This window comes from Hymenobacter setariae (assembly GCF_007713685.1).
Taxonomy (GTDB): Bacteria; Bacteroidota; Bacteroidia; order Cytophagales; family Hymenobacteraceae; genus Hymenobacter; species Hymenobacter setariae.
This window is the reverse complement of sequence record NZ_VMRJ01000004.1, coordinates 215,992-240,900: the sequence shown is the minus strand read 5'-3', so window position 1 is coordinate 240,900 and position 24,909 is coordinate 215,992. Positions and strand designations below refer to the sequence as shown.

At 58.0% G+C, this 24,909-nt stretch carries 17 protein-coding genes; 4 read left to right on the top strand and 13 right to left on the bottom strand.

Translation table 11 applies throughout. The annotated features are described in order from the left end of the window. Window positions 1–126 precede the first annotated feature (126 nt). Window positions 127–1,608, bottom strand: a complete 1,482-nt coding sequence (creD, locus tag FNT36_RS15885) for a cell envelope integrity protein CreD (RefSeq protein WP_144849704.1) — start codon at window positions 1,606–1,608, stop codon at window positions 127–129. A 110-nt stretch (window positions 1,609–1,718) separates the two neighbouring features. Further along, window positions 1,719–2,534: a 3-methyl-2-oxobutanoate hydroxymethyltransferase gene (gene panB / locus FNT36_RS15880; protein ID WP_144849702.1), complete on the bottom strand. Its 816-nt coding sequence runs from the start codon at window positions 2,532–2,534 to the stop codon at window positions 1,719–1,721. Between the two features lie 183 nt (window positions 2,535–2,717). Here panB and FNT36_RS15875 point away from each other — a divergent pair, with 183 nt between their 5' ends. After that, on the top strand, window positions 2,718–4,199 hold the full coding sequence (locus FNT36_RS15875) for a TlpA family protein disulfide reductase (RefSeq protein WP_144849700.1): 1,482 nt from the start codon (window positions 2,718–2,720) through the stop codon (window positions 4,197–4,199). A 186-nt stretch (window positions 4,200–4,385) separates the two neighbouring features. Next, window positions 4,386–4,817: a hypothetical protein gene (locus tag FNT36_RS15870; protein ID WP_144849698.1), complete on the top strand. Its 432-nt coding sequence runs from the start codon at window positions 4,386–4,388 to the stop codon at window positions 4,815–4,817. Window positions 4,818–4,868: 51 nt separating this feature from the next. Here the strand turns inward: FNT36_RS15870 and FNT36_RS15865 are convergent, their stop codons facing one another. The 11 genes from FNT36_RS15865 to FNT36_RS15815 form a co-directional block, all read right to left on the bottom strand. Further along, entirely contained in the window at window positions 4,869–6,737 is a 1,869-nt protein-coding gene (locus FNT36_RS15865) for a lytic transglycosylase domain-containing protein (RefSeq protein ID WP_144849696.1), read from the bottom strand. 233 nt (window positions 6,738–6,970) lie between these two features. Next, window positions 6,971–9,886 carry an outer membrane beta-barrel protein gene (locus FNT36_RS15860; protein WP_233635969.1) on the bottom strand — a complete coding sequence of 972 codons (2,916 nt, stop codon included), beginning with the start codon at window positions 9,884–9,886 and terminating at the stop codon, window positions 6,971–6,973. 58 nt (window positions 9,887–9,944) lie between these two features. After that, window positions 9,945–10,589, bottom strand: coding sequence for an O-methyltransferase (locus FNT36_RS15855; RefSeq protein ID WP_144849692.1), 645 nt, complete (start codon window positions 10,587–10,589; stop codon window positions 9,945–9,947). A 152-nt stretch (window positions 10,590–10,741) separates the two neighbouring features. Beyond that, window positions 10,742–11,203, bottom strand: coding sequence for a YDG/SRA domain-containing protein (locus FNT36_RS15850; protein ID WP_144849689.1), 462 nt, complete (start codon window positions 11,201–11,203; stop codon window positions 10,742–10,744). Window positions 11,204–11,205: 2 nt separating this feature from the next. Continuing rightward, the gene (locus tag FNT36_RS15845) at window positions 11,206–12,444 is read right to left on the bottom strand and encodes a M16 family metallopeptidase (protein ID WP_144849687.1); all 1,239 of its coding nucleotides are present in this window, start codon (window positions 12,442–12,444) and stop codon (window positions 11,206–11,208) included. Window positions 12,445–12,614: 170 nt separating this feature from the next. Beyond that, complete coding sequence (locus FNT36_RS15840) at window positions 12,615–15,224, bottom strand: M1 family aminopeptidase (protein ID WP_144849685.1); 2,610 nt, start codon at window positions 15,222–15,224, stop codon at window positions 12,615–12,617. 74 nt (window positions 15,225–15,298) lie between these two features. Then, a complete protein-coding gene (locus FNT36_RS15835; protein WP_144849683.1) occupies window positions 15,299–16,345 on the bottom strand; it encodes a glycosyltransferase family 9 protein in 1,047 nt (348 codons plus the stop codon). 51 nt (window positions 16,346–16,396) lie between these two features. After that, a complete protein-coding gene (locus tag FNT36_RS15830; protein WP_144849681.1) occupies window positions 16,397–17,029 on the bottom strand; it encodes a macro domain-containing protein in 633 nt (210 codons plus the stop codon). A 101-nt stretch (window positions 17,030–17,130) separates the two neighbouring features. Continuing rightward, entirely contained in the window at window positions 17,131–18,069 is a 939-nt protein-coding gene (gene mdh, locus FNT36_RS15825) for a malate dehydrogenase (protein WP_144849679.1), read from the bottom strand. Window positions 18,070–18,237: 168 nt separating this feature from the next. Next, window positions 18,238–19,257 carry a UDP-N-acetylglucosamine 4,6-dehydratase (inverting) gene (gene pseB / locus FNT36_RS15820; RefSeq protein WP_144849677.1) on the bottom strand — a complete coding sequence of 340 codons (1,020 nt, stop codon included), beginning with the start codon at window positions 19,255–19,257 and terminating at the stop codon, window positions 18,238–18,240. Window positions 19,258–19,371: 114 nt separating this feature from the next. Then, window positions 19,372–20,694, bottom strand: coding sequence for a glycosyltransferase family 4 protein (locus FNT36_RS15815; protein WP_233635968.1), 1,323 nt, complete (start codon window positions 20,692–20,694; stop codon window positions 19,372–19,374). A 159-nt stretch (window positions 20,695–20,853) separates the two neighbouring features. Between FNT36_RS15815 and ffh the strand changes: the two genes are divergently transcribed. Together ffh and ppk1 are read left to right on the top strand one after the other, a co-directional pair. Further along, window positions 20,854–22,224 (top strand): signal recognition particle protein, encoded by a 1,371-nt coding sequence (gene ffh, locus FNT36_RS15810; RefSeq protein WP_144849674.1) that lies wholly within the window; start codon window positions 20,854–20,856, stop codon window positions 22,222–22,224. A 288-nt stretch (window positions 22,225–22,512) separates the two neighbouring features. Next, window positions 22,513–24,864, top strand: coding sequence for a polyphosphate kinase 1 (gene ppk1, locus FNT36_RS15805; RefSeq protein WP_233635967.1), 2,352 nt, complete (start codon window positions 22,513–22,515; stop codon window positions 24,862–24,864). Window positions 24,865–24,909: the final 45 nt, after the last annotated feature.

The following is a 24,909-nucleotide window of genomic DNA, read 5'->3' as shown; positions in this document are numbered from 1 at the left end:
AGTCAGCTAGTCGGGGCCCCTGCTGCTACGAGCAAAGGTAAGCGAGACGGTCGAATGAACCCACCTAGGCCCCTAGGTTTTGCCCGGCCCGGCGCTATTGCCGAGCCGGTGGTAGGGTGGCATTGCTTAGGCTTTGATGGGCGTTTGGTCTTCGTCAGGGCTGTACCAGTTGATGTTACGCGATAGGAACATGACCACCGCCAGCACTACTACCAGCCCAATACTGCCCACGAGCAAAGCGTAGTCCTGTAGCTGCAGCACCACAAATACGAAGCTGTATACCAGTGCCAGCACGCCAGCCGTGGCTGCAGTGGGCTGCCGCTGCCGGAAGCTAGCCGCCGCGTAAGCCGTTACCAACCCCACAATGGTGAGCGCCGCCACGCCATACGCAGCATTGAAAGACAGGTGCTCGGACAAGGCTAGCAGCAGCACGTAGAAAATGACCAGCGCTAGCCCTACCAGTAGGTATTGAAAGGGGTGAATGCGCCGCCGATTCAAAATCTCGACAAAGAAGAACACCAAAAATGTGAGTGCCAGCGGCAGCAAGGCATATTTGGCAGCCCGCATAGTTTTTTGATACTCATTTACTGGCACCAGCAGGCGCACGCCAAAAGTCGACGCATCGACATCGGGGCGAGCTTCGTTGGTGCGCCAGTGCTGCGGGTAATTACGGTTGAGGTGAAAGACCCGCCAGTCGGCCTCAAACTGCTGCCCGTTCAGGGTGCGCTGCACGGGCAGGAAAGCGCCGATGAAACTAGGGTCGGCCCAGGGTGCGCTGAGGTGCAAGGTAGTTTGGCGACCCAGCGGCGCTTGTAGTAAGCCGGTGCTGCCATTCAGGTCGAGGTCGAATACAAAGGAGTGGCGCTGGGTCAGCGTTTTTTCATCGGGCACTGGCACGAGGGCATTGAGGCCGTTGGCTGCTGCACCGGGAATATTGCCTTCTTCGTCAGCTATAGCCTTGGAGTAGCGAGTGCGCTCCTGCACCACAGTATTTACCTGCGTGCTCACCGTGGGGGCCGAGCCGCGGGGTAGTACATCACTATTAGGCAGGCCGGGCTCGAAGGTGCGCGGCTGCCCGTCCCAGCGCAAGCGCAGGCCGCTGCGGATGCCTTTGAGGTCGGACAAGCCTAGCGCTACAAAAGCCTCTGACCAGCGCACGGCCCCCGGCGCCACCCCTAGGTCGGCCAGTGGCGGGGCCTGAAACACACCCTGCACCCGAATTTTGGCCCGGTATACCACCGCCTCGTAGATGCCCCGGTGCCGCCGCTCAGGCTCCAGGGTGCCGGTGCTGCTGAGTGTATCGGGCAGCAGGCAGAGGTAGCGCGTTACTTCGGTAGGGCGTTTGTCGTCGGTACCTAGGGTTTCGACAGCGGTGTATGGCAGCACCAGCACTGGCCCCAGCAATAGCTGCGGCCCGCCCCATTGCGCGCTTATCTCCTCAGTAGCCGCGTCACGGTTGCCCGCACGCTCTGTAATGAGGCTCTCGACCATGCTGCTCGGAATGAGCAATAGCAGCAGTAAGATGCCGATGCTGAGCAGTTTCAGCGTGACCGAATTGCGGGCCCAGTCGCTGGCGCGCGTGAGCAGGGTAGGGGCTTGGGGCTGCATAGGTTAACGTGATGCGAAGAACTTTGTTTTGCAAAGTAAAGGTGTAAAAGAAAAGCTGAAATACCTATTCAGCTTTTCTTTTATGGCTATAAATAAATTGTTACTTTGAATTAGTAGCCCTCTTCCTGCGTAGGAAAATCACGGCTTTTTACGTCGGCTACGTAGTGCCGCACGGCGTCGGTCATCACATCGTGTAGCTCGGCATAGCGTCGTAAAAAGCGTGGCTTAAACTCTTTGGTGATACCTAGCACGTCGTGCACTACTAGCACTTGGCCGTCAACGTCGGGGCCTGCCCCGATGCCGATAACTGGGATAGTAAGCTCGGCGGCTACACGCTTGGCCAGGGCAGCCGGAATTTTCTCCAGCACTAGGCCAAAGCAGCCGATTTCCTGCAGCAGGTGCGCGTCTTCGATAAGCTTTTGGGCCTCAGCTTCTTCTTTGGCACGCACGCTGTACGTGCCAAACTTGTAGATGCTCTGCGGGGTGAGCCCTAGGTGGCCCATGACCGGAATACCGGCCGTGAGGATGCGAATAACGCTTTCCTTGATTTCGGCGCCGCCTTCGAGCTTGAGGCCGTGGGCACCACTCTCCTTCATAATGCGAATGGCCGAGCGCAGCGCCTCCGACGAGTTGCCTTGGTACGAACCAAACGGCATATCTACCACCACGAAAGCCCGCTTTACGCCACGCACCACGCTCTGAGCGTGGTAAATCATCTGGTCGAGGGTGATAGGGAGGGTGGTTTCGTGCCCCGCCATCACATTGGAGGCGGAGTCGCCCACTAGCAGCACATCAACACCCGCGCCATCCAGTATCTGAGCCATGGAATAATCGTAGGCCGTCAGCATCGAAATTTTCTCGCCCCGCTGCTTCATGGCTAGCATTTGGTGGGTGGTAACTAGCTTAATTTCTTTATGCTGCGACATGACGGGGGAATCTACTGAAGAAAATACGGGTTGATTAGCTCGCACAAAGCTGGCAACAATTTTTGGAATAAGGCTTAAGCGAAGGCGGAATAGCAGAAAGGCACGGAAGAACCCAACCGTGGTGCAGTCCAGACGTATGAGGGTAAAATGCTATTTTAGATAATATTGGGTATATTTGACCGTATGAATTACCAAAAAAATGTTTTGGTGGGAGCTTTCTTGCTGGTGGCCCGCTTGGTGCAGGCACAGGCAGGCGTGGAGCTCAGCGGGCATGTCGACAATGATATTGGCAGCACCATTAGCATTAGCTGGACGGCGCAACCCTTTGATGCTCGCGAGCAGGTAGTGCGGGCGCACACCAATGCCCAGGGTAATTTTAAGGTACATTTGCCTATCACGAGTCCCACGCTCGTGCAGCTTACTTACGAAGGCGATGAAGCTCCTATGTTCTTGGAGCCGGGCCAAGCGCTCGCCATCAATTTCAACGCCGACAACGTAGCCGCGTCGCGCCGTTTTACGGCCCCGGCGGGTAGCCCCGATAAGAAAGCTGCCAATGCCAATAATTACCTACGCGAGATAGAAAGCAAGTACAGCGACAACGAAGCCTATCAGGTCCTGCCCGATAATATCAACTTGCTGGAAAAGGCGTTCTTAGCGTTTCTGGATTATCGCCGCAGTCACGAACTGGCACTGTTTAAGCAGGCCGACCGACGCGGGGCGCTCACGCCTGCTTTTGAAGCCTATGCGCAGAACGAAATCAACTACGCCTACGCCAACGACCGGCTAACCTACGTAGACTTGCGCGAGCAAACTTCGGGCGACCAGCAGCGCCTCACGGTGTCGCCTTCGTACTACGATTTCTTGCGCGATAACGCAGTAGTGCCCGGTAATGAGAAGGCGGGTAGCAGCCAGCACTATCAAGAGTTTTTGCTGAACTACGTGCACTACCAAGCGCGTATTGCGGGCCACCAACCTACCGACCCCGACTACTACCCGGCGTGCTACCAGGTAGCGGGCCAGCTGCTACGTGGGCCTATGCGGCCTATTGTACTAGGTAGGGTATTGCTCGAAACTTTTCGCTTCGGGCATATTGCCCACGCCAAAGGCTTGCTCGCTGACTACGAGGCTACGGCCCAGGCACCCCGCCGCTGGGTAGAGCAGCTACGCGCTGTTCAGGTAGCTAATGCCGCCCTAGCCATTGGTAGCCGAGCGCCGTCGCTGCCTTTGTGCACGGCTACTGGAGACTCACTGAGTTTAGCCGATTACCGTGGCAAGCTGGTTTATTTGATGTTCTGGGACACTCGCTTCCCGGCCAGCCAGCACGAGCTACCGTTCTTTAAGCAGGTGACCGACGCACTGAAGGGGCAGCCCGTAGTAATTCTGGCCGTAGCCCTCGATGAGCAGTTTGATTCGTGGCAAAAAACCATCGGCCTGCCCTCCGCCACCCTACCTGGGCTACACGCCTACGTGTCGCCCGGTCGCCAAGCTGGTGTGCGGCAAGCTTATGGCTTGAACAAATTGCCATCAGCTGTACTGCTGGCGGAAGACGGTACCATTCTTGACCCGCATCCTAAGCGCCTAAGTAGCCGGGCATTACAAGATGACTTGAAGGCGGCGGTGGGCCGTGGGGCTGCTTACCGCGCCGTTATGCTGAGCCAGCTATAATTATTTTTATTATTGAATAGTTTATATTAGCGGGCCCGTGCCAGTACCGACTGGCACGGGCCCTTGTCGTAATAAATCTTTTTGCTAACGCAGAAATGGGTTTGTGGGCAGAGGAAAATAAGAGAAGTAGTTTTCGCGTTCAGCCTGATACGTATCAATTTAGCTCCTGCGCTACCTTTTATTCCTGTGCTCAAGTATTCTAATGACAACCTCACTGTTATCGTAGAGCCTAGTTCGGGCATCCTGCGTGCTGCCTGGGCCCGGCCCCTGCTGACAGCAAACTTGATTGACTCGTATTACCATTTGCTGCAAGAGGCAGAAACGCACGGGCGCTGCCGTTTCTGGCACCTCGATTTGCGGATGCGTATTTGGCCTGCTGCTACGTTCATGCACTGGCTTGGTGAGACATTCGCCCCATTGGCTACGCAGCGCCTAGGTGGGCCCGTGTACGCGGCGTGCTGGGTGACGAGCCAGCACCAGCCGCACGTAGACGATGCGGTAACTACCGCCATGCTGGCCCGGACTAATGCCGCCGGGTTGCATCCGGTTTTCTTTAGCAGCGAGCCGGCTGCCCGTGCGTGGCTATTAGAGCAACAAGCACAGGATAAAGTGTCTTAGGCTGCTAGCCGACCTAGGAGGCTACATGGTATTTAGCCGGCCTAAAACTGCTTAATGCGTAGGCACCCGGATAATTTCACCGAGACGGAGCGTGGGCTCAGCTTTGCCATTACTAGCTTGTAGCTCGGCCACGGTGCAGCCATAGCGGCGCGAAATACTGAAAAAAGTATCGCCTTGAGCCACTGTATGCGTAGTAGTACGTGTCGCCAAGTATTGCGGCTGGGCGGGGGCGCTCAGGCGGATAACCTGCCCTACCTGAAGTGCTGCAGTAGGGGACATATTATTCCACGCAGCTAGCTCGGCTGGGCGCACACCTAGGCGGCGAGCCAGCGCATATAGCGTTTCGCGCGGGGCCACGGTGTAAGTGCCGGCTGCCGATGCACTGCTTGCCATTGGGGCGCTAGTGGGCGTGGGTACTGCCGCTGGGCGCTGCCGCACCACCACGGGGGCCACCACTATAGGGCGGCTAGTGGGCATCGCCACGGGTACCTGCGTGGTATGGGCAGCGGGTAAGTCCAAGACGGGCGCGCCCGGTACTTCGGTGGGCAACTCGTTGATAGTCGCTAACTCTTCAGCGTCACTTTCCTCTTCTTCTACTGCTGGGGCAGGAGGGGGAGGGGGCGCAGGTGCACGCTGGGCCACTACAGGGCGGCTACCTGGCAGGGGGCGATACTCGGCAGCCACATTGCGGGGGCGCACGTGGCTTAGCCACAGCACCAAGCCTGGCTGCGGGGCCTCGCCGGGGTGCAGGTGGTTGTAAGCCATCAGGGCGTGGCGCAATACCCCGAAATGCTGGGCGATGGCCGTAAGGCTTTGGCCGGGGCGCACAATGTGGTATTCCTGCTCGGCAGCCTCACGCTTGCGCTCAAAGAAATAAGGTGCCCCCGGAATTAGCAATTCGCCGCGACCTAGCTCGTTTACTTTCATAAAAAAGCCCGTGCTAGCACCACCGCGCGCCGCCAACGAGGCAGGTGTATCGCCGGGCTGGGCCACTAGCGCCCGCAAGCCATTGATGCTTACGAAAGAAGTAGCCACTGGTGCGGCGGCTACAGAGGTAGCCGCTGGCCGACGCGGCACGGGGCTGGCCGCGAGCGGAGCCGCGCCGGCCAGCGGCACTAGTAAAGTATAGGTGCGGCCATTCTGAGGCACCTTCGAAGTCAGCAGCCAGGGATTGAGGCGAGCCACGGCTGCGGGGTCAACCGAAAAAGAAGCTGCTTGCTGAGCTAGGGTCAGGCCGGGGGCAGCGGGCACCTCGCGCCACGGCACGAAGGCTACAGTGTGTTGCGCACACGCAGGCTCAAACACCACTTTCTGCGCCAGAAAATCCAGAATGTAGATGCTGCTGCTAGCCGTGATGGTCATCTGCGACGCATCGGTGTCGTTGGGCCGCGTGTAGGGCTGCACGCCCCCTAGGCCCAAGTTGTAGCTCAGTAGCGTATTGACCCAATTATGGAGGGTGGCATTGCTGCGCGTGAGGTAACGGGCGGCGGCGCGGGTGCTGGCCGTGAGGTGGCGGCGTTCGTCCACGTTGCGGTCTACAGTCAGGCCATAGTCAAGGGCGGTTTCGCGCTTAAATTGCCAGTAGCCTACCGCGCCATGGTTGCTTTCAGCGTTGCCCTGCAAGGCACTTTCCTGCAAAGCCAAATACCGAAAATCGGCCGGGACGCCTTCCTCAGCCAGCACTTGGTCGATGAGCGGAAAGGCAGATTCGGCCAGAGCAATGCGGGCTTCCAGCGAGGCTTGGTGGCGGCAAAGGCTATTGACCTTGGCTTGCACAAGCTGGCGAGCTTCGTAGTCAAGAGTCAGGTGCATGCCCATCGCATCGATGGTCGTCGGTACGGTGGGTGGAGTCGTGCTAGGGAAAGCGGCCGCCGAGCGGCTCGCTAGGCCCAGCAGCAATGCCGGAAGCAGTTTCTTCATAAGAGTAAGCCAGCCAGTGTTTCCCCTCGCAGGAACCGGCAAGTTACAGCAAAAGCCACGGAATTGGGAAGACGTAGAAATAGCTGGTGGGGAGTAAAGGCCGGTACGAAAAGAGAGTGCCCGGCTATACGCAAAAAAAGGAAGCGCGGTAGCGCTTCCTTTTTTATGTACTGTATAAGCATGGTTAATTGGCGTTTGCCTAGACTGCTGACCAGCTGGCTGCCCTAGGTGCCCTAGCCGCGAGGAGGGCCACCAAAGCCACCGCCTCCGCCGCCGGGACGCCCCCCGCCAGGAGGACCATCGAAGCCACCGCGGCCTCGGCGCTCACCGCGCTCGTCGGGGGCAGTGGGGAGAGTAGTCATATTGGCTGAGCGGATATTATAAGTGAACATAACCATCAGGTAGCGTTGTAGTACCGTGGTTTGCACGTCTTCGTAGTATGCTTCCGTCACGTTGCGTTGGATAGCGCGGTTTTGCTTAAGGATGTCAAAAGCGTAGAGCTTTATTTCACCGCGCTGGCCTGGGAATAGCTTTTTGCCTAGCGAAGCATTCCAGAGCAGGTAGCTTTGGTTATAGCTGCTGCTTAGGCCGGTATATACTTGGTGGGCTACATCGGTTTGGAAGGAGATGCCCGGGCCCACTATCCAACTCAGGCGCAGACGTGATACCTGACTGAAGTAATTGGTATTTAACTGCTGACTGAGCGTGTTGCGCACGTAGTTCTGCGCCGAAGTCGAAGACAGCGTAAAGTCGAGTCGCTCGCTGATGTTGCTGCTGAGTACCACGCCGGCCGTGAGCGAGGGCGTGCGGGCGTAGTTGAGGCCCTGGTTTACGAGGCCGGGGTTTTGCGAAAAGCTGACGCCTCCGCTCAGGTTCAGGTTGCTCTTGATGACGGGCAGCGGCCGGCCATAGTTGAGGTTGGTGCGTACCGAGTACTGCTGCTGCAGGTTGGTCGACTGCGTGAGCTGGGCACCGGCGGGCAGGGCTACGCGCTGGTCGGTGCCGGTGGGTGTTACTACGGTATCGCGGGCCGCCACTAGGGTGCGGTTCGAGATGGGATTTTGGGTGTAGGAGCCCGAAAGCAGCACAAAGAAATTACTCGACTTCTCGGCCTTGCTCACCGAGTAGCGCCCCACTAGCGAGTGGCTATATTCCTGGCGCAGCGCCGGGTTGCCGATGGTAAGCTGCAGAGGGTTAGAGTTATTAACGACGGCCTGCAACTGGTTGATGCCCGGAGCGTTAGTGTTGGTGCGGTAGAAGACGCGCAGGTTATGCTCGCGGTCGGGCCGCCACATCAGCATGGCCTGGGGCAGCACGTTCCAGAAGGTATAGTTGACCGGCCCGGGCGTTGGAAAGGTCTGGTCGCCGCGCAACTGGGCTACCTGTGCCGTGGCGCCCACCGAGGCTTGCACCTTGCGCACGTTGTAGCGGTAGCTCAGGCCGCCGCCCTGGTTGAGGTAGTAGTTATTAAATACGTTGCTGAGCGCCGTGTCGAGGCGCGAGTACTGCTGGTCGCCGGCGTCGAAGTTGTAGGTGCGTTTGTCCGAGTTATTAGGCGCGTAGTTGAGCGAGTAGTTAGCCTGCAATTGGGCATGCTGCCCAATAGGTTGGGTATAAGCTAGGTTGCCGCCAATGTTGCCGCTGTTTTGGGTCAGTAGCGACTGTTGGTTGAGGTTGGTGCTAGTAGTGCCCGCTGCGCTCCGAGTAGTTAGTATCGAGGTGCCGGTGCGGTCATTGTATGCCCCATTGATATTGAGCGAGATAGTGCGCCCCGGCCGGCCGCGCAAGCGCCGGCGCAGCAGCAGGTCGCCGCCGGGGTTGATGCCCCGGTTATTTGACAGGTAGCGGCTATCAATCTCGCTTTGGGTGAGGCCGCCGCTGGCCGTAATACCATTCGAAAGGCGGTTGGCATCGTTTTGCTGCCACGATATGCGGGGGCGAAACAATACAGAAGTGGCCGAGTCAATCTTATGGTCGATGCGGAAGTTTGCCCGGTGGTTGTAGTTAATGCTGCCCGATTGGGAAACCGCGCTATAGCTTGTATTCTCGCGGCCCGGCAGTACATATTGGCGCAGTGTGCTGCTATTTAACTGGTTGTTAGAGCGGTTGAAGAAATAGCTGCCCGAAAACTCGGTGGCTTTGTTCCACACGTTCGAGTAGTTGAGGCCGGCCGCGTGCGTAGTGTTGATGCCGCCGTTTTGATTCACTAGAAAGTTGCCCGAGGCATTGTTGCCGCCCCCGCCCCGCCCGCCCTGAGCCGAGTTACCAATAACCCCTAGGAGGTCGTCGGAGCTGAAATTCTGCTCATTCACGTTGTTGCTTTGCCCTAGCACCGTAGTGCGCCGGTCGCCATGAAAGTCATTGAGATTCAAGCTAGCGCGGTAACGCGAAGGACCATTGTCACCTAGGGCGCCAGGACCGAAGCCACCTACCGCGCGCCCAAATTGGCCGTTGCGAAAGGCTGGCTTGGTGATGATGTTAAGCGTCTTCTGAGTGTTGCCGTCGTTGAAGCCCGAAAAACGACTTTGCTCGCTCATCTGGTCAAAAATCTCGACCTTATCTATGGCTTCGGCGGGCAAGTTTTTGAGTACGGCGTCGGGGTCAGTGCCAAAAAAAGGCTTGCCATCGACCAATATCTGCTGCACAGCCTCGCCCTGCGCCTGGGTCTTGCCCTGGGCATCGGTCTGAATGCCCGGCATCTTGGTAATGAGGTCGCCTGCCGTAGCGTCAGGGTTGGTTTTGAAGGCCTTAGCGTTGATACTGGTCGTGTCGCCGCGCTGCACTTGCACGGCCTGGCCAGATACCTCCACCGTTTTGAGCACTGTGCCGCCAGTTTGCAGCGCTAGGTCACCTAGGGCTATGGGCTGCCCACCGGCGGGCACGGTTAGGGGTTGGCGCTGGTCGCGGTAGCCCACGAATGAAACCGTGAGCAAGTAGCGACCCACTGCCACATTATCAATTTGAAAAGAGCCATCGCCCCCTACGGCCGTACCGGTTTTCACCGAGTCGGGCAAGTGCGTTAGCACCACGTTGGCCCCAATGAGCGGGCTCTGGTCTTTAGCATCCAAGACTTTGCCGCGCACTGCGCTTTGGGCCTGCGCCGAAAAGGCCAGCAGCCAGGCCACACCCACCAAGAGTAAAAATCGCATAGGGTTCAGGGAATTACGAATGCTAACGACGCAGCCGCGGGCAAAAGGTTGGATGGGATTACTGGCGGCGCAGCAGCAATAGACCGTCGCGCACGGGCAGCAGCAGGGGCACCACGCGCGGGTCATGCTGCACGTGGTCGTTGAAGGCGCGTACCGCTCGCGTATCGTGGTCATTGGCTTTCAAGGGATAGTCGGGCAGCGCCTTACCGCCCCAAAGTACATTATCGACGATGAGCAGCCCGCCCGGCCTCACCTGATTCACGACTAGCTCAAAGTACAGTCCATTGTTAATCTTGTCGGCGTCAATAAAGACTAAGTCCCATACTTCACCGACCAACCCGGCCAAAACATCGCGCGCATCGCCTATATATAGCGTTATAGCCTCCGAAAGCCCCGCCGCGGCCACGTAGCGCCGAATGCGGCTCTCGCGCTCAGGGTTGATTTCGATGGTGTGTACGTGTCCACCTTTGGCCAGCCCCTCGGCCAGGCACAGCGTGGCGTAGCCCGTGAAAGTACCAATTTCTAGTACCCGCCGGGGCCGTATTAGGTGCGAGAGCATGCTCAGCAGCCGGCCCTGCCAGTGGCCGGTGGCCATGCGCGGCATCAAGAGCTGCAAGTGGGTTTCGCGCCAAAGCTGGTAGAGCAGCGGCGGCTCAGGTTCGGAATGCTGGTCGGTGTAGGCTTGAATTTGGTCGTCGGTCATTAAAAATGAAAGTATACCGCACAACCTAGAAGCTAGGCTGTCCTTGCGAGAGGATACAGCCAGCTCCTAGGTAGCAGTTATATGATTAATTGGTCAGCTATTCTGAATGCAGAAGGTGCTTCTTCTTACCATCTTGGCAAGACAGCTCAGGTTTATGCTGCACGCTCTCGAAAAGGCTCTATTCGGAAGCGATAGACTTTAAAGCCTGATTTGCCTACCGCATATTCATGCGCCACTACGCGCCACAATCCTTCGTAGCGGAATTGCCACGGAGCCGGTGCCACATCAACGCGCCGGAAAACGCGTACTGGCTGACCGGTTTCCTGGCTGCGAATTAAGCCCTGATTGCGATAACTCAGGTCTTGGTCTGCTATTTGGTGACCAGTTTTGGCGTCGCGCGCGCCGTGGCCTGCGTACCAGAAATAGTCTTCATGAATCTCGTCGTCCTCGTATTGGTCGGCCAAGATGATACTCTCAGCACCTAGGGCCGCCGTGGCGCACACGCCCGCCCGGCGCGGCCGGTGCTGCCCCAGCAGCGAAAGCTCAAGCCGAGAATGAAATAAGTCGCCTGGCTGAGCTGACCCTACATGACCAAACACTGGAGCCCCTGCCATTGCTACTTCCCTTCTGGCACGTATTGCAGCAGGCTCAAATTAGATTCAGCTAGCACTTCGTTAGCCAACTCGCGCAACTCAGCAGCCGTTATTTTTTCAATGCGGCCGAAAATTTCGCTCAGCGGCTCCACGCGGCCTAGGTCGAGGGTGCTTTTGCCAAGCAGCTGCATCAGGCCCGAATTGCTTTCCTCACTCATGGCGAGTTGGCCCATGAGCTGGTTTTTGGCCACGTGCAGCTGGCTGGTGGTTAGTTCTTTCTCGCGCAGTAGCTTCAGTTCCTTCTGCACTAGGCCCAGCGTGCGGTTGAGCTGCTTGCCCTCGGTGCCGAAATAAACGCCAAACAGCCCCGTGTCGGTGTAGGCCGAGTAGCTGCTGTCGATGGTGTACACGAGGCCGTATTTTTCGCGCACTGCCAGGTTGAGGCGCGAGTTCATGCCTGGCCCACCTAGGATGTTGTTGAGCATGAAAAATGGAATCCGCCGCCGGTCGGTGAGCGGGTAGGCCGGGCCACCCAGCAAGCAATGCGCTTGTGTAATGGGCCGCGACTCAACCTTGCTCTGGCGCTCGTAGTTGCCGAAGGGAAGGCGCGGGCGCTCACCTAGGCGGGCTGGCAGCGGAGCCAGCAGCTTATCGGCCAGGCGCTTTACTTCTTTGAACGGAAGATTGCTCACCGAGCTGAAAATCAGCCGGTCGGTGCGCACGTTCTCGTTGTAAAATGCGTGAAAGTCCTCGCTCTGGAAGCTACTCACGCTCTCGCGGGTACCTAGGATATTGACGCCCAGCGGATGCCGCCCAAATACCACGGTATCGAAGTCGTCGATAATGGCATCTTCCGGGGCGTCCTGGTACATGCTCATTTCTTCCAAAATCACGCCGCGCTCTTTCTCCACCTCGCGGCCGGGGAAGGTAGAATTGAACGTGAGGTCGGTGAGCAGCTCAAACGCCCGCTCGAAGTGCGTGCTTAGCAGCGTAGCGTAGAAGCAGATTTTCTCTTTGGTGGTATAGGCATTCAGCTCGCCGCCCACCGTTTCGAGGCGGTTGAGGATATGAAACGACTTGCGTTTATGCGTGCCCTTGAAAGCCATGTGCTCCCAGAAGTGCGCCAGGCCCTGCTGGTGGTCTTTCTCATCGCGCGAGCCAATATCAAGCAAAAAGCCGCAATGCGCGATTTTGGTGTGCACTACCTGTTTGTGCAGCAGCCGAATGCCGTTGGGGTATTCGTAAATTTCGTAGTCTAACATTAATGCTATAAGCAAAATAAAGCAGCAAAGTTCGGTGCTGTAGCGCGGACTCTAGGAGTATTTATAAGAAGTACCTTCCTCGCCCGTCCTGCTGACGCAGGAAGCATCTCCTGACATCCGATTCTAGCCGAATAAGATGCTTCCTGCGTCAGCAGGACAGGAGTGTGGCGCTACAGCTTTTGCGCCCTGAATAAGTCGTCGGCCGCTTGCAGCAGCTTCAGGCGTAGCTGCGGGTTGTAGCTGGTAGCCGGGTGGGTCTTTAGGAAAAAGTCTACTGTGCTCGCTGCTGTGGCCGAGCGGTAGCTACCTAAGGTGCTTTGTAGCCACGCAGCCGGGAAAAAGATGTCGCCCGTAGCTTGAATTTCGGCCAGCAGGTCGAGGCTGGCGGGCAGGTATTTCTCCGATGTGGCTTGGCGCAGCGGGTGGTGCAAGTACCCTAGGGCCGCCGTTACCCAAGCTTCTTTTTCGCGGTTTTTATCGTCCTTGAGCGAGGCAAAAAACTGGTCGCGCACGGCCACCTCGGGAGAGAGCGCAGGCATCATAAACTCTAGCCGCTGGCGACGGTCTACGTTTTTGATGCGCGCTAATTGCTGGGGCAGAATAGGTTGCGGGGTGGCGTAGTCGCGCACGGCAAGCGCTAGGGCCAAGTTGGTATAGTCGTCCTCAGTCAATTTTACTTGCGCGGGTGCCTTTTGCGATTGCCAGATTTGATAGAGGCGCGCTTGGGTCGCCGGGGTTAGCGCGATGCTTTGATAAGCTTTAAAATATAGTTTCTGCTCGCCTGGTAGCTTTTGGCTAAGCATGGCTTGCCAAAGCGCTTTTTCTAGTGCAGGCGCCAGGGCAGTGCGCTCGGCCGGCGGTAGAAACTTCCAGAAAATATCGCTCAGTTGGCCGGTAAGTAGCTTGATGTTAAGGTCGTTCGTTTCGTGTGCAAGCTGGCCTAGGTAACGGTCGAGCAGCGGGCGCGGCGCCAGACCTCGACCGCTCAACATATTCTCATAAAGAGTGATGTACGTGCTGGCGCGGGCTACTGGGTCGGCCAGCGTGGCTAAATTATCGACTACCTGCGGCGCTACCGGAAACACACCGTAGCCTAGACCCTTGGGGTTGAATAAAACGTACTTCGGCGCCGCGCTTTGGGCGGGAAGCGGTACGCTTACTTGGCGCTGGTCCATATTCACCGTCAGCTCCACGGGACCGCTAGGGTACATAAGCGTCACCTCAAACTGTTGAGGCCACACCCGGTTGGAGCCATCTTCGGCGCGCTGGTTAATAATGAGTTGTGTGGGCTGGCCGGTAGCTGGTTGCGGTTGGTAGTCGAACAGTGGCCGGCCGGGCTGATTCACCCACACCTGGTTCCAGGCTTGTAGGTCGGCGGGTGTGTGGGCGTCCAGGATGGTGATGAGGTCGGGCCAGGTCGCATTGCCGTAGGCGTACCTTTTCAGGTACTCTTGCACGCCAGCCTGGAAGGGCTTTTCGCCCATTAGGCGCTCTAGCTGGCGCATCATGATGGGCGCCTTGTGGTAGATGATGTTGCCGTAGAGCGAGCCCGCATCCTGCAAATTGGCCAGCGGCTGCCGGATGGGATTGGCCCCGGCGGTGCGGTCCACGGCGTAGGCGGCGGGGTAGTGGTCGGTCACGAACTTGAGCAGCTGTGCCGGGCCGGCGGCCGCTTCTGGGTTCATCTTGTCGGCCATGAAGTTGGCAAATACCTCCTTCATCCACACGTCGTTGAACCACTGCATGGTCACGAGGTCGCCAAACCACATGTGGGCCGTTTCGTGGCCAATGAGGTTCTGGCGTCCCAGTAGTTGGTCTTTGGTGGCTCCCTCATCCAGAAATAAGCTAGACGCCTTATAGTCAATATTCCCAACGTGCTCCATGCCGCCGTACTGAAAGTCGGGGATGGCCGTGAAATCAAACTTTTGGAAAGGGTAGGGAATGCCCGTATACTTCTCTAAAAAGCTGAGCGCCTCGCCGTGCAGCCGGAAAATAGCCGGCATACTGAGCCGGATTTTGGTCGAATCCGTTTCGCGATGCAGAAAATGCATGGGCCGTCCGCCCACCTCGTGGCGCACGGGCGTGAACTTACCCGCCGCAAACGAGAACAAGTAGGTGCTGATAGAATCGGAGGGCGCGAAGCGATACACTTTAAACCCTGGCACGCGCCCGTCGAGCGTGGCGGCAGAAGAGTCAGCCAGCAACCCATTAGCCACGGCTTGCCACTGGCGGGGTACCTGAAGCGACAGGGTAAGGGTCGCCTTCAGATTGGGCTGGTCGAAAACTGGGAATACTGTGCGGGCGCGGTCGGGCACGAGCAGTGTGTAGAGGTAATCGTCGCTGCGGTTGAGCGACTGGTCACCGGCTATAAACTCGATTTTTACCTCATTGCGCCCTACCACTAGCGCCTGGGCCGGAAGTACTAGGTGCTCGTTGCGGTAGTCGATGGGCACCTGGCGGCCATTCACTGTCACGCTGTGCAGGTGGTCGGCCGGGGCCTTGAAATCGAGTTGAAGCGGCTGGCGATTGTCTTCAAGGTGGAAAGCTACTACTTCTGAGCCCGTGATAGGAGCCGCCTTTTGAAGCGGGATATTCAGGTTGAGGGTATAGGCCACCTGGCTTAGCAGCTGCTTACGGGCTTCGGCCAGCGTCTGCGAAACGCCCGTCTCGACAGGTAGAGTAGGAACGGTAGTCGTGGGCACGAGGGGGCGTTGGCAGGCAGCTAACAAAACCAGCAGCAAGCCGCTCGCTGGGCCCGCAGTACGAAAGCGAAAAGTCATCAGCAAAGGCAAGGTAACTGCCAAAAGTAACCGGCCGCCGCAGCCCGGCCTAATCAAACTACCTAGGGCCAAGTCTATCCGGCCAGCTGCCGCTGGCGCCACTCGCGCGCCTCGGCCAGCACAAGCAGCAACTGCTCGGTTTCAATTTCGCGAGCGCAACGGAAGTGCCCTAGGGGGCAGCGGGCGTGCCCGTGCAGCCCGCACGGCCGGCAGGCCAGCGGCCCTAGGTGCTCGACCACGCGTGCAAACGAGCTAAGCGGCCCAAACCCAAAAGCGGGCACCGTAGAGCAAAAAATGGCGCACACTGGTGCGTCGACCGCCGAGCCTAGGTGCATGGGCGCTGAGTCGTTGACGTAGTTGAGCACCGCGCCGCGCATCAGAGCCGCCGATGCCAGTAGCGACAACTTTCCCGCTAGGTTAACCAAACCCGGACGCTCAGCTGCCTGGGCCAACTGCTCGCAGGCGGCCACATCGGGCGGCCCGCCAAGTAGGTACACCGGCAAATGAGCCGGTAGGGCTGCCAGCAATTCTAGCCATTTCTCCTGCGGGTACTGCTTGGTAAACCACACCGACGTAGGCGCCAAGCATAGGTAGTCACCCACAGCCGCATAGGGAGCGGCGGCAGCTTCGTCGGCCGGCGTGGGGTAGAGCGCTGGCCTTAGTTTAGGGGTGGTAGCGCTCGGCGAGGCATCCGTCAGCAGCCCTAGGTTGCGCTGCACCTCGTGTGTGCCGTCGCCAATGACGTGCGGCACGCCCCGCGTGAAAAGGCGGCTGAACGGATTCTCGGCAAACCCCACGCGCTCGGGCGCACCCGAAAACGCCGTGAGAAATCCCGTGCTGGCGAAGCGCTGCATCGTGACCACGCGCGCATACCGAGCGCGGCGAATCTGCTGGAGCAACCGCAGCAGGTTTGGGTATTTCTGGTGCTTTTTGTCCCACACCAATACCTGCCGCACGTGCGGGTAGCCGGCTAGTAGTCCTTCATTGCCCCGCCGTACCAGCACGTCAATCGGGGTATCCGGAGCCGTGCGATGCAAGTGCTCGACCAACGCCGTGGCCAGGATAACGTCGCCAATAAAGGCCGTTTGAATGAGAAGGGTGGCGGGAGTAGAAGCAGGCATGGGCAGGCTTCAAAGGTAGCCTTGGCGCTAGAAACCGAAGAGCGGCCTAGGCTACGGAATGTTGTACTTAATGTCTGACTGGTTGTGGGTGTAGAAGTAGGCATAGTTCGCGCACATCTGTTCCCATCCTTTTTCGGTGGCATATTGCTCGTGCATCACGTCTTCCCAGGCCAACCGCATTTGGCGGGCGCACACTAGCGGCCGGACTTGCCCAATGCCCGTGCCTAGGCCCGGGATGGCGATGCTCTTTACTCGCTTGCTAACCACTTCACCAGTAGCTAATTTGCCGTGGCGCAGTAATATCAAAATAGCTTTCATAGCCTGATACACATTCGGCCCACGCGTAATGGTCATAGGCGTGCGCATAGTGGGCGCGGCAATTAGGTACGGGAAGAGAGTGCCGCCTGTGGGCAGAATTTCAGCTTGGCCGACTAGCAATTCTCCGTAATGCTTCTCGCGAATGAGGCGCTGTAAGTCCTTTTCTAAATGCCACCCTAGGTGCTTAGAAATAGCGAAGTCGAGGCCACCATTCATGTAGCCAAAGCTGTTGGCTGGGCTGACCAAGGCGTCGGCCGGGAGGTCAAAAATGGAACCGTGGCGAACGGTAACCTGCGCCACGTCGGCAAATACGGTTGACCAAGCGTCTGTTACTTCTTGGTTGGTGTCAACAAGGATTACGTGCATGCAATAAATTGAGCATGCAAGGTACTAGCTGTTAGTTATCTCAAATAAAAAGCCGCTCCACTAACAGTGGAGCGGCTCAAAAACTACTTCAAGCTAGACACCTAGGCTTGCTGGCCCATCTTGTCCAGCGCATCCATTACTTCTTTCACATGGCCGCGCGAGGTTTCGAGCAGCGCTTTTTCCTCGTCGTTGAGCTGTAGCTCAATCACGCGCTCTACGCCGTTTTTGCCCAGGATAACTGGGGCACCTAGGTATACGCCGTTGATGCCGTACTCGCCTTGTAGCTCCAGGCACACCGGGAACACGCGGCGCTGGTCACGCACGATGGCCTCCACCATTTGGGCGGCAGCCGCGCCAGGCGCATACCAAGCCGAAGTGCCCATGAGCTTCACCAACTCGCCACCACCTACGGCGGTGCGCTGCACGATGGCGTCTAGCTCCGCTTTGCCAATGAGTTCGGTGACGGGGATGCCGCCTACAGTGGTGTAGCGGGGGAGGGGCACCATGGTATCACCGTGGCCACCCATGAGTACTGCCTGAATATCTTTGGGGCTCACGTTCAGAGCTTCGGCTAGGAAAGCGCGGTAGCGAGCCGTATCCAGGATGCCGGCCATGCCGAACACCTTTTCGCGGGGCAGCTTGGCGGTGAGGTGCGCCTGGTAGGTCATCACGTCGAGCGGATTGCTCACCACGATGATGATGGCGTTGGGCGAGTGGGCTACCACTTGCTCGGTTACCGATTTCACGATGCCAGCATTGGTCGCGATAAGGTCGTCGCGGCTCATGCCGGGCTTGCGGGGTAGGCCCGAGGTAATCACTACTACTTCCGAGCCAGCCGTGCGGCTGTAGTCGTTCGTTACGCCCACGGTGCGCGAGTCGTAGCCGATGATGGGAGCTTTCTGCCAGATATCTAGGGCTTTGCCTTCGGCAATGCCTTCCTTGATATCTACCAGCACTACTTCGTTGGCAATTTCACGGGTAGCAAGCACATCGGCGCAAGTAGCGCCCACATTGCCAGCCCCAACTACGGTAACTTTCATGGGAAAACGGTGAGGGTGGGAAATACAACATCGGCCCCGGCCGACGCGGTAAAAGTACACCTAAAACCCAACCGCTGGCTATCGCTAGGCTAGTACAAGCCGGAGCCAGCACAGAGGCAGGAAGGCTTTCCCCACGCCCGTACTAGCTCCGGCTTGTACTACAATTGCTTACGCTTCAAAAGCGGCATCAACGTGCAGCTTTATTTCCTCTCGAATCTGTTCAGCCGACAGCCACTCCTCATTGTTGGCCGAATCGTAGTGGAAGTTCTCCGGCACGCGCTTGCCGTCGAAGTGCGAGATAAACTTCTCGACATCCCACGGCGGCGTGGCGGGCAAAATGACGTAGTAACGCGGTAGCTCCACGGTGCTCAGCGCGTCGGTCTGGGTTATCATCTCTTCGTGTAGCTTCTCGCCGGGGCGGATGCCCACAATCTTCTGCTCGCAGTCGGGGCCGATGGCGCGGGCCACTTCCGTAATTTTGTAAGAGGGAATTTTGGGCACGAAAATCTCGCCTCCCCAGGCATGCTCTAGCGCATATAGTACGAGGTCCACGCCTTCTTCAAGAGAGATGTTGAAGCGCGTCATGTCGGGATGCGTGATAGGGAGCACGCCCGTGTTGCGCTGCTGCAAGAAGAACGGTACTACTGAGCCCCGCGAGCCAATTACGTTGCCGTAGCGCACTACCGAAAGACGTAGGTCGCGCGAGCCCTTCATGTTATTAGCCGCTACAAAAAGCTTGTCTGAACACAGCTTGGTAGCGCCGTAGAGGTTGATGGGCGCAGCAGCTTTGTCGGTGCTCAGGGCCACTACGTCTTTCACGCCGCAGTCTAAGGCGGCATTAATCACATTTTCGGCACCGAAAATATTGGTTTTGATGCACTCCATCGGGTTGTACTCGGCAGCGGGCACTTGCTTGAGGGCTGCGGCGTGTACAATGATGTCGACACCCTCACAAGCGCGTTGCAGGCGCTGGGCATCGCGTACATCGCCGATGAAGAAGCGGATGGCCGGGTACTTGCTGTGCGGAAACTCCTGGCTCATCTCATACTGTTTCAGCTCATCGCGCGAGAACACGATAACCCGCCGCACCTGCGGATATTGCTTGAAAACAGTGCGAACAAACTGCTTGCCGAAGGAGCCGGTGCCGCCCGTGATGAGCAGCGACTTGCCGTTGAGGTCGAGGGCCATTGAAAAATCTAATAGGAAACCACAAAAATACGTAGGGTGCGAGGCTCACTCGCGACTGGCACTAGTCAGCAGTGGCCAACGGCTCAGGTAACCGAGCAGGTGCAAGCACGGGCCCTAAGAGGCTGCCGTATGCGCCCGCACCAATTCCGCTAACTGCGCCGCCTGGCCGCGGCGTGAGTAGCGCGTGGGCTTGGTTGTGCGTAAGTCGAGGTCGTGGCTTTGCTGCCATTGCTGGGCGAGGTCGCCTAGGGTGCTCAGCATCAGGTTATAGTCGTCGTAGGGAAGAGCCTGGCCGGCACCCGCTTCACGCAGCACATTGTCGGCGTCGGAGCCGGCGGGGCCTACGCATAGCACGGGCTTGCAAGCGGCTAGATATTCAAAAACCTTGCCTGGCAGAATACCTCGGTTCAGGGCCACGTCGGGGATGGCCATGAGCAGCACGCTGCTGGTCATGAGATAAGCCACCGATTGCTGGTGCGGTACAAAGGGCAGAAACTCCGTCGCCTCACCTAGGCCGGCCGCGGCTACCTGCTCGCGCACGCCGGCATCGACCTGCCCCACGAAGCGCAGTCGCCACGGTACCTGTGGGTAGCGCTGCTGGCACTCGGCAATGGCCTTGAGCAAATTATCAATCCGGTAGCGCGCCGAAATGGTGCCCGTGTGCGTGATGCGCAAGCAGTCAGTGGGCGGTGCTGAAGGCTGCTGAAAATCAGGCTCGTCGTAGCCATTGGGCAGCACTACGATTTTGCCTTTCCCTAGGTCGGGCAATTTGCGGCGAAACAGGCGCTCGGTTTCGGGGCTAGTCACCAGCACGGCATCGGCGCGGGTGAGCACCTGGCGCTCGTAGCGCGCATCAAGCCACGTGGCGGGCGGCGTGCGGTGCAAGTCCTTGGTATAGTAGATGTCGGTCCAGGGGTCGCGTAGGTCGGCGAGCCAGCGCAGGCCGTACTTCTTTTGAATCTCTAAGCCAATAAGTTGGGTGGAGTGGGGCGGCGACGACGTGAGCACGGCGTCAAACTTCTCGCCCGCGGCTAGCAGCTTGTCCACGGCCGCTAGTGCGTACCGGTTCCAACCCCGGCGCGGGTCAGGCAGGAAGAAGTTACCCCGCACGAAGCGCATGGCCTGTTGTGTGAAGCTGGGCTTGCCTTCGTTGGCGAAGCCGCCGTGCGGCACGGCGCGGCCAGTCAGCTTTTGGTACGACTCAAAGGGCTCTAGGGTGGGCGTACGAATGACGCGCACGCTCGGCGGCACCTCGTGCAGCAGGCTTTCGTCGCGCACGGGGTAGCTAGCTTGGTCGGGGTCTACGGTGATTACCGTGGGCTCTACGCCTAGCTCGGGCAGGTATTTCACCCACTTCAGGCAGCGTTGCACGCCGGCCCCGCCCGAGGGCGGCCAGTAATAAGTGAGCACGAGCAGGCGTAGGGGTGGGGCAGACATGGGAACTCCTCAGTAAATTCAGGCGGCAAAACTACGCCTAGGCCACAGCCGCGCGAGTTGTACCTTTGAAATTCAAATAGGTCGTTTGGTGTTTACACCCTTACCAGACCTTGCGAACTATTCGGGTAAGCCAGAAAATTCGCCTTTAGCTGCACTACTATGTTTGATAATCTCTCCTCCAAGCTCGACAAGGCCATTAAGACCCTCAAAGGGCAAGGCTCCATCTCGGAAATCAACGTCGCCGCCACCATCAAGGAAATACGGCGGGCGCTAGTCGATGCTGACGTTAACTACAAGGTTGCTAAGGAAGTAACCGACAAGATAAAAGAAGAGGCCATGGGCCGCGACGTGCTCACGACGGTGTCGCCGGGCCAGCTCATGGTTAAAATCGTGTACGATGAGCTAACCCAGCTCATGGGTGGCGAGAAAAAGGATATTACCATCAAGGGCGACCCAGCCGTGGTGCTGCTGTCTGGCCTGCAAGGCTCAGGTAAAACCACCTTCGCCGGCAAGCTCGCCAGCTTTATCAAAAAGCAGAACCGCAACGTGTTGCTGGTGGCCTGCGACGTGTACCGCCCGGCCGCTATCGACCAGCTGAAGGTCCTAGGTGAGCAAATTGGGGTGGAAGTGTACTCGGAGCCGGAAAACAAGAACCCGGTTGAGATTTCGCAGAAGGCCATCGCCTACGCCAAGCAGAATAACAAAAAGGTGGTCATCATCGACACCGCCGGCCGCCTAGCCGTGGATGAGCAGATGATGCGCGAAATCGAAGCCGTTAAGAAGGCCATCAACCCCAGCGAAACGCTGTTTGTGGTGGACTCGATGACCGGCCAGGACGCCGTGAACACTGCCAAAACCTTCAACGACCGCCTCAACTTCGATGGCGTGGTGCTCACCAAACTCGACGGCGACAGCCGCGGTGGGGCGGCCCTCTCGATTCGGGCGGTGGTGGAGAAGCCCATCAAGTTCATCTCGACGGGCGAGAAAATGGAGGCGCTCGACCTCTTCTACCCCGACCGTATGGCCCAGCGCATCTTGGGCATGGGCGACGTAATCTCGCTGGTAGAGCGCGCGCAGCAGCAGTTCGACGAAGACGAAGCCAAGCGCATTAACGCCAAGATTCGCAAAAACCAGTTTGACTTCAACGACTTCCTAGGTCAGCTGGAGCAAATCAAGAAGATGGGTAACCTGAAGGACCTAGTCGGCATGATTCCGGGCGCCTCGAAGATGATGAAGGACGTGGAAATCGACGATGACGCCTTCAAGCCTGTAGAGTCTATCATTAAGAGCATGACCAAGCAGGAGCGGGCCCAGCCCGACCTCATCAACGGTTCGCGCCGCCGCCGTCTCGCGGCCGGTTCAGGTACTGATATTCAGCAGGTAAACGCGCTGATGAAGCAGTTTGAGGACATGCGCAAGATGATGCGCACCATGAACAAAATGAGCCAAACCAAAGGCGGCATGGCCCAAATGGCCAAGATGATGGGCGGTATGAAAGGCGGCGGGATGCCCGGCATGGGCCGCCGCTAGTAGGTCGCCCAAGACCTAGCCACGCAAAAGGCAGAAGATGCAACAGAACCCCGGCCTTCAATAAGGTCGGGGTTCTTGTATTCTTAGCGTGCTAGTTAGCGTATATGGGTAACAGAAAAGCGCGTTGTTTTAAGCTGCTGCGTATTATTCTTTTTCTATCCGCAGGCTACCGACACGCCCTAGGTCGTTATTTTGTCTATCTGCCCCCAGTCAGCCCGCCGTAGGCGGGCGTATCTGTGAACCGAAGGAGGGCGCAAGCCAAATCCGTCCAATCCGTTAAAATCTGCGATGAAGCTATTCAAGTCTGCCGACCTTATCCGCAAAAGCAAGTATATCAGCCGCGACCTCAGCTGGCTGCGCTTTAATTACCGGGTGCTCGACCAGGCCAAGGACCCGGGCCGCTCGCTGTTTGACAAGCTGCGGTTCATGAGCATCACCAGCTCGAACCTAGACGAGTTTTTCATGATTCGGGTGGGCTCGCTTTATAACTACCTCGACTATGGTAAGGAGCGCGTCGACTATTCGGGGCTGCGCGAACTGCCGTTTCGGCGCAAGCTGCTCGACTTTGCGCACCGTTTCGTCAACGACCAGTCGCTGACGTACTTGAACGAGCTGAAGCCGCAGTTTGAGAAGCAAGGCTTCAGCATCCGCAAGATGGAAGAGTTGACCGAAGTGGAGCTGAAAAAGGTGGAAGGCTACTTCAAAAACACCGTGTTTCCGCTGCTCACGCCGATGGTATACGACTCTTACCACGGCTTCCCGCTCATCATGAACCAGGTGCTGACCTTCGGGGTAGTGACCCGGGGCCTTAGCACGGCCGAAGTAGGCAGCATGGCCCCCGCCTCGATGCCCGACGTGGAGAAGGGCCAAGAGCGCCTCACCTTCGTGCAGATTCCGCAAAACCTGACGCGCTTCTTCGAAATCACCCGCAAGGACCGGGCGGTATTCGTGCCGATTGAGGAAATCGTGCGGGTGAATCTACCTAAGCTATTCCGCAACGTCGAAATAGTATCGGCTGACTTGCTGCGCATTACGCGTAATGGTGACTTTACCTTAGAAGAATCGGAAGACATTGATACCGACTTCATCAAGGAGATTCAGCTAGGTCTCAAAACCCGTAAGCGTGGCCGCGTGGTGCGCGTGGAAGTGGAGCCTGACGCCTCGTCGTACCTGATGAATATCCTGCGCGAGCGCTGGAATATTGACAACGGCAACATCTTCGTGATTCCGGGCCTGCTCGACTTAAAAGGTCTTAATCAGATTCTGCGTTACCCGTCCTTCCGGGGCAAAGGCGCTAAGCTGCCTTCGCCAGTAGCGCCGCTAAGCCTGCCCGATGGTGCGGAGGACAACATGTTTGAGTACCTCAAGCACCACGACGTGCTGCTGCACCATCCCTACAACAGCATCGAGCCGGTGGTGCGGCTGTTAGAGCGCGCTGCCGAAGACCCGCAGGTCCTAGGTATCAAGCAGACCATCTACCGCTTGGCCGAGGACTCGCGTGTGACGGCTGCGCTACTCAAAGCCGCGGAGAACGGTAAGCACGTGTCGGTGCTGTTTGAGGTGAAGGCGCGCTTCGATGAGGAGCGCAACATTCGGGAAGGTGCGCGGCTAGAGAAAGCTGGTTGCTTCGTTATATACGGTGTGGGTAAGTATAAGACCCACACCAAGATGCTGATGATTATCCGTAAAGAAGGGGAGAAGGTGACGCGCTACGTGCACATCGGCTCGGGCAACTACAACGAGCAAACCTCGCGCCTCTACACCGACCTCAGCATGCTGACGACCAACGACACGTATGGCCACGACGTGTCGGAGTTCTTCAATGTAATCACGGGCCACTCGCAGCCCGACGACTACGAGTATCTCATTACGGCGCCCAAGGATATGCGCCAGCAGCTCATTCACCTGATACGGGAGGAGGCCAAGAATGCCAAAAAAGGCTTGCCCAGCGGCATTGTAATGAAGATGAACTCGCTGGAAGACCGCGAGCTGATTGACGAGTTTTACAAAGCCAGCAAGGCGGGCGTGCCCATTCGCTTTATCGTGCGGGGCATCTGCTGCTTGCGGCCAGGCCGGCTGGGGCTGAGCGAAAACATCGAGGTGCGCAGCATCGTGGGCGAGTACCTAGAGCACGCCCGTTTGTTTTACTTCCACCATAATGGCGAGGCGCGCCTGTACGCTGGCTCGGCCGATGCCATGGTGCGCTCGTTCGACCGGCGCATTGAGGCGCTGTTCCTGATTGCCAACCCGCAGCTGCGGCGCGAGGCCATTGCCATTCTGCAGCTCAACCTGCTGGATAACCAGAATAGTTACCTCATGCGCGAAGACGGGGCCTACGTGCGCCAGCAGCCCGCTGCTGGCGAGGCTGCCGTGAATATCCACCGCGATTTTTACCGCCGCCCCGACGAGGAGCGCCTGGCCCAAGCTACGCCCGATGGCCTGCTGGCCCTGTTGCACGAGCAAGCTGCCCGCCGCCAGCGCCTGGCCGCTGCTACCGCTAGTGCCGAAGCTGCCGCGGCCGTAGCCCCTGCCTTGGTTGAAGACGGTGCCGACACCTTTGGCCAAGGCGACGCGCTACTAGAAACCGAGGTCGAAAACGAAGACGACATCGCCGCGACGGTAGTAGACGAAACAGCCTAGCAACCGCTACCTAGGTACTAAAAAAGGGCGCTGACTTACCTAAGT